Annotated in this window: 9 protein-coding genes and 1 pseudogene; 5 read left to right on the top strand and 5 right to left on the bottom strand. The window is 67.3% G+C overall.

The annotated features are described in order from the left end of the window. The coding region (locus ABEB00_RS32520; protein ID WP_345624274.1) for an NF041680 family putative transposase at positions 1-1088 on the top strand (1088 nt) is incomplete at its 5' end. A gap of 626 nt (positions 1089-1714) precedes the next feature. After that, on the top strand, positions 1715-2917 hold the full coding sequence (locus tag ABEB00_RS32515; protein WP_345624273.1) for a hypothetical protein: 1203 nt from the start codon (positions 1715-1717) through the stop codon (positions 2915-2917). Between the two features lie 335 nt (positions 2918-3252). Here ABEB00_RS32515 and ABEB00_RS32510 read toward each other — a convergent pair whose 3' ends face one another. The 3 genes and pseudogenes from ABEB00_RS32510 to ABEB00_RS32505 all read right to left on the bottom strand — a co-directional run bounded on the left by ABEB00_RS32510 (position 3253) and on the right by ABEB00_RS32505 (position 4724). Continuing rightward, positions 3253-3453 carry a DUF397 domain-containing protein gene (locus ABEB00_RS32510; RefSeq protein ID WP_345624289.1) on the bottom strand — a complete coding sequence of 67 codons (201 nt, stop codon included), beginning with the start codon at positions 3451-3453 and terminating at the stop codon, positions 3253-3255. A 589-nt stretch (positions 3454-4042) separates the two neighbouring features. Beyond that, positions 4043-4291: pseudogene (locus tag ABEB00_RS36155) on the bottom strand (helix-turn-helix domain-containing protein); the annotation flags it as partial. Positions 4292-4325: 34 nt separating this feature from the next. After that, the gene (locus ABEB00_RS32505) at positions 4326-4724 is read right to left on the bottom strand and encodes a VOC family protein (protein WP_164408749.1); all 399 of its coding nucleotides are present in this window, start codon (positions 4722-4724) and stop codon (positions 4326-4328) included. Between the two features lie 93 nt (positions 4725-4817). Here ABEB00_RS32505 and ABEB00_RS32500 point away from each other — a divergent pair, with 93 nt between their 5' ends. Together ABEB00_RS32500 and ABEB00_RS32495 are read left to right on the top strand one after the other, a co-directional pair. After that, complete coding sequence (locus ABEB00_RS32500) at positions 4818-5807, top strand: helix-turn-helix transcriptional regulator (protein ID WP_345624272.1); 990 nt, start codon at positions 4818-4820, stop codon at positions 5805-5807. A 37-nt stretch (positions 5808-5844) separates the two neighbouring features. Continuing rightward, a complete protein-coding gene (locus ABEB00_RS32495; protein ID WP_425586614.1) occupies positions 5845-6426 on the top strand; it encodes a YdcF family protein in 582 nt (193 codons plus the stop codon). A gap of 141 nt (positions 6427-6567) precedes the next feature. On the opposite strand, the gene ABEB00_RS32490 is transcribed toward ABEB00_RS32495, so the two are convergent. Both ABEB00_RS32490 and ABEB00_RS32485 read right to left on the bottom strand, forming a co-directional pair. Continuing rightward, positions 6568-7323 (bottom strand): DUF5753 domain-containing protein, encoded by a 756-nt coding sequence (locus tag ABEB00_RS32490; protein ID WP_425586611.1) that lies wholly within the window; start codon positions 7321-7323, stop codon positions 6568-6570. A 7-nt stretch (positions 7324-7330) separates the two neighbouring features. Then, positions 7331-7720, bottom strand: coding sequence for a winged helix-turn-helix transcriptional regulator (locus ABEB00_RS32485; RefSeq protein WP_345624270.1), 390 nt, complete (start codon positions 7718-7720; stop codon positions 7331-7333). A gap of 91 nt (positions 7721-7811) precedes the next feature. On the opposite strand from ABEB00_RS32485, the gene ABEB00_RS32480 reads away from it, so the two are divergent. Beyond that, positions 7812-8528 carry an NADPH-dependent F420 reductase gene (locus tag ABEB00_RS32480; RefSeq protein ID WP_345624288.1) on the top strand — a complete coding sequence of 239 codons (717 nt, stop codon included), beginning with the start codon at positions 7812-7814 and terminating at the stop codon, positions 8526-8528. Positions 8529-8843 lie beyond the last annotated feature (315 nt).

Here is an 8843-nt window from a genome sequence, read left to right as displayed (position 1 = left end):
TGTTCTGCCACGTCTATGGCCGGGCGAAGACGGCGTCGCGGTTCATCCCGGGCCGGCCCTACTCCTTCGTCGTCGCGCTGGAGCCGGGCGCCACGTCCTGGACCGTGATCCTGGACGCGGTCCGGCTCGGCCCTGTCGACGACGCGACCGCCGTCACCGCCGCACAGCTGCGGGGAGTGGTCGAGCGGCTCGTCACCGCGGGGCAGTGGCAGACCGGGGACCCGCACATCGTGATCGTCAGCGATGCCGGCTACGACGTCACCCGCCTGGCCTGGGTCCTGCGTGACCTGCCGGTCGAGCTGGTCGGCCGGGTCCGCTCCGACCGGGTCATGCGCCTGCCGAAACCACCCCGCCGGCCGGGGACGAACGGCCGGCCGCCCAAGCACGGCCCGGAGTTCCGCTTCACCAAGCCGGAGACCTGGCCCGAGCCCGCGATCACCACCGTCACCGACACCACCAACTACGGCAAGGCCGAAACCCGGGCATGGGACCGGGTCCATCCCCGGCTCACCCACCGCTCCTTATGGCTCGACCACGACGGCGAACTGCCGCTGGTCGAGGGCACGTTGATCCGGCTGAAGGTCGAGCACCTGCCGAAAGAACGGGACGCTCCGCCGGTGTGGTTGTGGTCCTCCAAGACCGGTGCCGCCCCGGACGACGTGGACCGTTTCTGGCAGGCGTTTCTCCGCCGCTTCGATCTGGAGCACACCTTCCGCTTCGCGAAGCAGACCCTGGGCTGGACCACCCCGAAACTCCGTACTCCCGAGGCGGCGGACCGCTGGACCTGGATCCTGATCGTCGCTCACACCCAGCTCCGGCTCGCCCGTCCCCTCGCCGAAGACCTCCGCCGGCCCTGGGAGAAGCCCACCACCCCCGACCGGCTCACCCCCGCCCGGGTCCGCCGGGGATTCAGGAACATCCGCGCCCACCTCGCCTGCCCGGCCCGCGTTCCCAAACCCCGCGGCGCCGGCCCCGGAAGACCGCCCGGCGCCAAAAACAGACACCGGGCACCCCGCTACGACGTCGGCAAGACCGTCAAACGTCCCGAAAGCCTCAAGGCCATCGGCAAGCCCGGAAGGTCCTGGTAGATAAAGAACAAGCTCAGGTACGTTGTCAAACTCACCCGCCGGGTGATACTGACGCCGATACGCCGACGTCATCACCGTTCTGAGGTGCCCCGGCGCGGCTACGTGTCCGCAGTGCGCGAGCCTTCGGAGGCGGGCGGCTCGGGCCGACTCGGCAGCCGGTGGCCGTCCGCTGCCGGCCCGAGGTTGAGGGCCTGGTCCAGGCCGAGCCGCCCACCATGCGCTTCCGTCTCTGCCACCGGCCCGTCCGTCTCGCCGACCAGGCCCGCTGCCGATGGCTGGGCATCGACGCGACATGGCCCCGGGCAGAAGCGCTCACCCCCCTACCGACAGCGGCTCACCGCCCGCCCGGCCGTCACGCGACGGCCGGGGGCCTTCCCGGAAAAGACCAGAAAAGGGAAGGTCGGCAGCACTTCGGGCACGTAGATTCCAGCGCCTCGCGCCGACCCACCTCAACGACCCGGGACATTACGGGCGAAACGGTCGACCCGGCCAGCAGCCAAACCTCACTGGCGAATTATTGAACCCTTCAGCGCCGTCTTCGTTGTAGCACGCGGGTGATGTCCACCAGGGGCCGGGCGCCTCCTGTCGGTCACTGACGCGAATCAGGCATCCGAAATGGAGCAAACATGCCAAGAATAAGTGACGCCGAAAAGGCAGAGGTACTGAGAGAATTCTTTGCTAGCGGGCAAAGCCAGCGACAATTCGCCCAAGCCAGGAGGGCGTGGCTGAAAGTTACAACCCTCAATGACTGGATAACAAAATCAGCTCAATACGGTGTGGTCCCCCCGCCGTCGCGTGATCGTAATGCCGAAATCAAGAGGACCATCGAAGGATGGCTGAACGACCCGGAAAAGCGACTGGTAAGCGAATACTGCGCCCAGCAGCCCAAGCCAATTCCGCTTACAACAATGCACGACTGGCTCAAAAATTCAAGCAAATATGGCGTAGCTCAGGAAAAGGTGAAGGCATGCACAGCCGAACGCAAGAACCTGCGCACTGGTTACTGGGATGCCGACACAAAGAAAGCGCTTGTAATTGGATACTTGAAGAATAAAGAGACAGTGTCAGAATACACGCGAAGGGACGACGTCAACGTCCCTCGGAAAACATTCGAACACTGGCTGAAGCATGCCAGCGAGCTCGGACTGAATCAGGATGTAGTAGATCTCGCCGTGAAGAACAGGGCGGATGCACATCGACTCGGGGCCAAACATCTCCTGAACGTTCTGCATGATGATCAATCTGTCGGGGAGTCGTCCCAGTCTGCTGCTCTGCCCGGTGATTACGATGCATCGTGGGTCGACCCGGCCATGCCGAGTTCTACGGCGGAGGTAACGCCCAGTCAGTCGAATCCATCCTACTTCCCGGCACAGCCCGTCTATGACGGCGGCCTGACACGAGGGGCTGAATCATCGCAGGCACAGTACCCGGCGGGATATGCCACCATGCCCGCCGCCAATTACTCGTACACCGACCCTTATTTCCCACAGATGCAGGAGTCACAGGCGCACCAGGAGCCGTCTTACAGCCAGGCAGTCCCGTACGGCTCATCCCAAAGCTTCGTCCGGTCCCCCGCACAAATGTCGAATGTCGCCTTCAGCACTTGGGACACCTCACAAATGAGGGCCAGTCTGCCACCGGTAACTGATCCCTATTACAGCAGCAGCGGTCCGCAGGACAATCCTTACGCAGCGTATACCGGCGTTCCAGGCACCCAAGCGCCACGAGGCGAAACCAGGCGTCGCGAGGCCTCTTCCAGTGAAGATTCGGCTGCGCACAAGAAAGAACCAAAGACTACTGCGCACAAGACTAAACGGGGACGTCACTGATAACACTGGGGATGCGGCCACCACTTCGGGAGGTGACTTCGGGAGGTAGATGTGGACGAGGTGGCGCATCGTCGAGGGCATGGAGCCGGCGCTACGACCCGTCGGCCACGGTCAATTCGATAGGCAGGTTCAGCGTCGTCTCTGCGGTTCTTCTGAGGGGGAGTTTCTCGTCCGGGCTCCGTCGGGAGACCGTTGTCGCCCGAAGGTCGAACACTGCCGCTGGACCACCTCCCGCCATGGTGACGCTGCCGCCTGAGCGGTGCCGGAATCATCTTGCGTTCGGGAGTGATGCCCCAACGGTGGACCGGGGAGCGCGGCGGCGTGAGTACACGTACTCAGCGGGCGCTGGGGTTCGACGACCTCTCGGTCCGCTTGACCTCTGTGATGAAGGCCATGAAGGCCGAGGTGGGGAAGGTGAGCACCGCGCGGCTCGGGAGCTTCGAATCGCGTACGCCGATCTGGGTGATGGAGTTCGCGATCTCGACGCAGTCGTTTCCGTCGTCAGGACCCGAATGGGAAGACTTCCGCCACACCATCGAGGACGGCGAGCCGTCGTTCGCCGGGGGCGGTCTCGGACTGGTTGGGCATGGGGTGACGGTATCGGTGGGGGGTGACAATTCCTTAAGCGGTCCAGGACGCGGTTCAGGACGCGGTTCGGGGGCGAGGCTCTCGGTGACTCGGTGCCGTTCGGGGTGTGGACGGTGGAGACGGGGGAGTTCCGGCGGTACGGCAGGGAGGGTCGGGTGTGGTGTCTCGGGACCTTGGTTGCACGAAGTCCTCGAAGGTGAGCTGCCGCGGGATGCCCGCGAGTGGTTCGGGCGGCTGGTCGAAGACGATCCGGTAGTCGCTCCCGGCGGTCCGGCTGATGGGCAGTCGGCCGCGGTGACGGCCTTCTCATCGTCCAGGGCCTCGGTGCGGGCGAGCCGGGAGTGGTCGTCGAGCGCCGAATGCAGGTATGTGTATCCGACCTTGCCGGTGCCGGGACCGGTGCGTGGGGAAGCGCGGGCGGACTCGGTGCCGACGCCGTGCAGCCGCTGTAGGTCGGCGGCGAGCCGGGCCGGCCCGTGCTGGGTCTGCCGCCGCGGCGCCTCCACCAGGTCGGCGATGTCCTCGGGGGTACGGACGGGGGCTGGTAGCGGGGCGGGAGGAGTGGTCGGGCAGTCCGTTCTCGCCGTGCGCCCGCCAGCGGGTGTACCACTTGGCCAGGCAGCGGCGGGAGATCCCGGCTTCCGCAGCGACGTGCGCGATCGGACGTCCGGCGTCGATCCGCAGGCACAAGCGCAGGCGTCCTTCGGGGGTCAGCGGTGCGTTCCCGTGCCCCCTGCTGGTGGCGCTCCTGGACTCGGCGGCCGCGTTCACCGGGAGCCCCGGCATCACAGGGCTCACACGTGAGTGGCTGTGCGTGGCGTCAGCGTGCGAACTTTTCGATAGCCGCCGGGGTGACGGGGGTGAAGAAGTTGACGAGGTTGCCGTCGGGGTCGCGGAACAGCAGCGACCGGTTGCCCCAGGGCATCGTGGTGGGCTCGTTGACGAAGTCGGTGACGAAGCCGGTCAGGTTCTGGTGAACGCGGTCCACGTCGTCGACGAGGAACTCAGTGATCACGCTGTGGTTGTCCGCCGGGCGGGCAGAGCCTGGGGCGAACAGCGGGACGGTGCGGGTGCCGGCGATCGCGAGGGTTGCGCCCGGGGTCTTGAGTTCGGCGAAGTCCTCGGTGGCCCACGTCGCCCGCACTCCTGTGGCTCGCTCGTAGAACTCGACGAGGCGCGCTACGTCGCTGGTGATGATGCGGATCGAGACGAAGTCCATGGGGGTCTCCTTGGCTGTGCTGGAGGCGTGCACGTCGCAGGCTAGGAGAAATAGTGGACAGAATCGGTCCTGTATTCGCGTTAGGTTGTGCACATGCCTCGACCCACTGGCCGCGTGCTGACACTCCTTGAGCTGCTGCAGTCGGGCGGCACCCGGACGGTGGCCGAACTCGCCGGCCGGCTCGGCGTCGAAGGACGCACCGTGCGGCGGTATGTGGACCATCTGATCGACCTCGACGTGCCCGTGGAATCGGTGCGTGGCCGCTACGGCGGGTACCGGCTCGCCCCCGGGTACCGCTTGCCTCCGCTCATGCTCAGCGACGACGAGGCGCTGGCCGTGCTGCTCGGCCTGGTCGCCGGCCGCCGGGCAGGGCTGACGACGACGCAGCACACGGCAAACGAGACGGCATCGGCGAAAATCCGGAGGGTGCTGCCCAAGCACATCGCCCGCCGGCTCGACACACTCCTGGAATCCCTCGCCTTCACGGAACAGCCCGGAGAGTTCGACGCCCCGGACGCCGGGGTCCTGCTCACCCTCGCCGATGCCGTGCGCCACCGCCGACCGGTCTCGATCCGCTACACCGACCGCGACGGACGGCGCAGCGAACGCACGCTGCACGCGTATGGGATCGTCGCCCATTCGGGCCGGTGGTACGTCACGGGCAAGGACGCCCGGATCGGCGGGGACCGAACCTTCCGGCTCGATCGCATCGCAGACGCGCGGACCCTGCCCGGTTCATTCGAAGCGCCGGCGGGTCCCGGTCCGACACAGCGCGTGTTGTCAGGGTTCGCCACGGCTGAGTACCGGCATGAGGTGACCTTGCGGATCCACGGGACGGTCGAGCAGATCCGCGCCCACCTTCCCGCCGGCGTCGCGAGCCTGGAGGAGCACGAGCCCGCGGCAGGCGAGGACCGGGCAACCGAGCGCTGGATGCGCGTCGAGCTGCGGGCGGAGCGGCTCGACTGGTTGCCTCCGGTACTCGCCTCACTCGACCGGCCGTTCGTCATCGAGCGCCCCGATGAACTGCGCGACCTCGTCATCGAGCTCGCCGATCGCTACGCGTCCTACGCCCGCCGAGCCTGACAGCGAGGAACCAATGTGTGTGCGGCGCAGACATGTGATGGTGGCGGCCGGGGTCGCGGTCCTGGGCTGGGGCGAGTGGGTGAACCGGCGCTGGTCGCGGACCCTCGTGGGGGACCGCGGGGGCGGGACGGAGGCGGTGGTCGTGCTGGGGTACCGGAATCCGCAGGCCACGGCGAACGTCGTGAACCGCTGGCGGGTCCGTGTCGGTCTTCGCTCCCTCACCGTGGACGGTGCGGAGGGTGGTCGTCTGATCTTCAGCGGCGGTGCGGTCGGCAGTGGCGTCGCGGAGGCCCGGGTGATGGCCGCATACGCCCGGTCGGTGCTCAAGTTCGACGGACCGTTGTTCCTTGAGGACCGGAGCCGGACGACCTGGGAGAACATCACGAACGTCATCCCCCTGCTGGAGGACGCCGACCGCATCAAGATCGCCTCCCAGCCGGCCCACGCGCTGAAGGCCCGCGCGTACCTGCGGCGGCAGCGGCCCGACCTCGCGGCGCGGCTCGTACGGGCGGAGGACTACCGCTTTGGTGAGTGGACGGTCGTCAAGCCGCTGCTGGGGCTGTACGGCCTGAGGACACTGCGTGTGCTCAGGACCGACGAGCGAGAGCCGCGGCCGTAGCCGGGGCGTGCCGGTCGGGGTGTTCAGGCGGCCGGACCCGCTTCCCGTGCGCTCAGCGTGTGGGCGAGTCGATCCCGACGCGGTCGTTGCTGTCTCCCTCGCCCGAGTAGGAGGACTTGCGCCAGTTTTGCATGAGATGCCTCATAGCTCCTTCTTGAGTCGACGGATGAAGTCACGCGAACGATTCGGTTCGAGCGATACTTGTTCTACCTTATGAAAACGGGTCCGGTAAGCACCAAGCTGAGCCTCGGAGTCGATCAGTAGCGCACCATGAGGCGCGTCACGCGCAACTGTGTCGAGCTTGGACACAGCCCCACCGACGTAGGTCATCGTGCTTGAGGCTCTGCCGAAGCCATCCTGGTCGAAGGGAATGACACGCAAAGTGACGCGTTCCGCTTCGGATGCCTCCAGAAGACTCGCTAGTTGCATTCGCATGGCGGCACGGTCGCCGACCCTGATGCGGAGAGCCGATTCGTGGATCACGACTTCGTGAGGGAAGTCGGCTTTACTCTGCCGCGTCAGCCGGTGGCGGACACGCACATCCATCTCGTCATCAGTGAGTTCCGGAATCCTGGATGCGAAGACGGATCGGGCATAGCCCTCGGTCTGCAGAAGTCCCGGCACGTAGAGGACAGCTACATCCCGCTGGAAGGCTGCATGGTGATCCAGCTCGGCCAGATCCAGGAACGACGTGGGCAGCAGCCCCCGGTACTCCTCCCACCAGCCACGCGTCCGGTCGGTCGCCATCGCGACGAGGGCGTCGATGAACTCGTCGTCCACGCATGCGTAATGGGACGCAAGGCGTCGTAGGCGCTGCTCACTCACTCCCGACGCCGCCGCCCGCGCCCCCTCGCGCTGGTAGCGCGAGCCGTGACCGTAAGCCGGCGCACCCTGCATCTGAACCTCACCTTGCACGGTCCCGGGGGAGAGGCGGCTGTGGGGCCGAGGTGCACGCGGCTTCCTGGGCCGCCATCACCTCATCGCCGTGCTCGAAGGCCCATGCGCCGAAGGCGTCGATGGGTGCCAACAACGTCCGTCCCAGGGGCGTGAGTTCGTACTCGACCCGGGAGGGTGCGTCGGAGGGCGCCTGTCGGTCGACCAGTCCGTTGAACCTCAGCCGCCGCAGCGTCTCGGTGAGGACCTTGGAGCTGATGCCCCCGATCCGCTCCCGTAGTTCGACCGGGCGTCTGGGGCCGTCGCGCAGTGCCCAGAGCACCACGGCGTTCCAGGTGTGGGAGAGCAGGTCGAAGGCGAGGCGGGCGCGGCAGTCGGCGAGGAAGGGGTCGGTCGTCACGTACCAAATGGTGCCCGACCCGCCTTCTAGCGTCGGTGTGAACGGTCGAACGATCGAAGCGGGCGGCATGGAGAGGGAGAGGGGACGTGTGATGAGAATCGGCGTGCTGGGGACGGGCAACATGGCGGACGCGCTCGCCACCCACTGGGTGCGGGCCGGACACGAGGTGATCATCGGAGGGCGGGACGCGGCTGCGGCGGAGCGGCTCGCGGCGCGTATCGGAGGGGGCGCCCGGTCTGCCGGTCTGCGCGTGGCGGCCGAGTCCGGCCGGGAAGTGGTCTTGGCCGCGCTGCCGTTCGGGGCGGGGGCCGGCGTCGTACGGGACCTGCGCGCGGCCCTGGCGGGGAAGGCGCTGCTCGACTGTTCCAACCCGGTCGGGCCGGGTTTCCGGCTACTGACGGAAGGAGGCCCCTCGGCCGCGCAGCGGCTCGCCGCGGCGGCACCGGAAGCCCACGTGGTCAAGGCGTTCAACCTCTGCCACGAGGACGTGTGGCGCATGCGGCCGCCCGTCTTCGACGGACGGCCGCTGGCCGTACCTGTCTGCGGGGACGATGAGACGGCCCTCGCGCACGTACGTGAACTGGTGCGGGACGTGGGAGGCGAACCCGTGGCCGGGGGCGGTCTGGAACGGGCCGGGCTGCTCGAAGCGACCGCCGCGCTGTTCATCTCGCTGTGGGTGGGCGAGGGGGCGGACGCGCAGGCGATCGCACCTCCGCTGGCTTACGCGGCCGGGCCCAGCCACCAGGAAGGGACCGGTCTCCTGACCGAAGGGCCGAGACGGGTGCGGCGGCCGAGGCCGGGGGCGTAGTAGCGCGCCTCCGGCGCAGACATCCGCAACCGTCCCACTCCTGCGCGCGGCGTTCGCCCGGTCGGTGCCGAACCAGCCGGGCGGGATACGCCACACGCCCTCCATGCCTCCCGGGTGGTGCTACTTCCTGCGCGCCTTGCTCACCAGGAAAGCCGCCCCGACGATGACGACCAGGGCGATGTCGATGATCAGGAAGGGCGGAGTGCCCTCCCCAGCGCCCTTGGCCGACCCAGGTCACGATCAGATATCGGCACCCCCCACCCCCTTGCCAGCCCCCCATGTAATCGATTCCAATCCTCCATGCAGGTCGATGTA

The sequence above is a fragment of the Streptomyces ziwulingensis genome (assembly GCF_039542605.1).
GTDB lineage: Bacteria > Actinomycetota > Actinomycetes > Streptomycetales > Streptomycetaceae > Streptomyces > Streptomyces ziwulingensis.
The sequence above is the reverse complement of the archived record's forward strand: the minus strand, read 5'-3'. Positions and strand labels throughout refer to the sequence as shown.

What these genes read in the sequence shown, in the direction of transcription:
- ABEB00_RS32515 (WP_345624273.1), top strand. Translation starts at nt 1,715, where the DNA reads ATGCCAAGAATAAGTGACGCCGAAAAGGCAGAGGTACTGAGAGAATTC.
- ABEB00_RS32510 (WP_345624289.1), bottom strand. Translation starts at nt 3,453, where the DNA reads ATGGTGTGGCGGAAGTCTTCCCATTCGGGTCCTGACGACGGAAACGAC.
- ABEB00_RS32505 (WP_164408749.1), bottom strand. Translation starts at nt 4,724, where the DNA reads ATGGACTTCGTCTCGATCCGCATCATCACCAGCGACGTAGCGCGCCTC.
- ABEB00_RS32500 (WP_345624272.1), top strand. Translation starts at nt 4,818, where the DNA reads ATGCCTCGACCCACTGGCCGCGTGCTGACACTCCTTGAGCTGCTGCAG.
- ABEB00_RS32495 (WP_425586614.1), top strand. Translation starts at nt 5,845, where the DNA reads ATGGTGGCGGCCGGGGTCGCGGTCCTGGGCTGGGGCGAGTGGGTGAAC.
- ABEB00_RS32490 (WP_425586611.1), bottom strand. Translation starts at nt 7,323, where the DNA reads ATGCAGGGTGCGCCGGCTTACGGTCACGGCTCGCGCTACCAGCGCGAG.
- ABEB00_RS32480 (WP_345624288.1), top strand. Translation starts at nt 7,812, where the DNA reads ATGAGAATCGGCGTGCTGGGGACGGGCAACATGGCGGACGCGCTCGCC.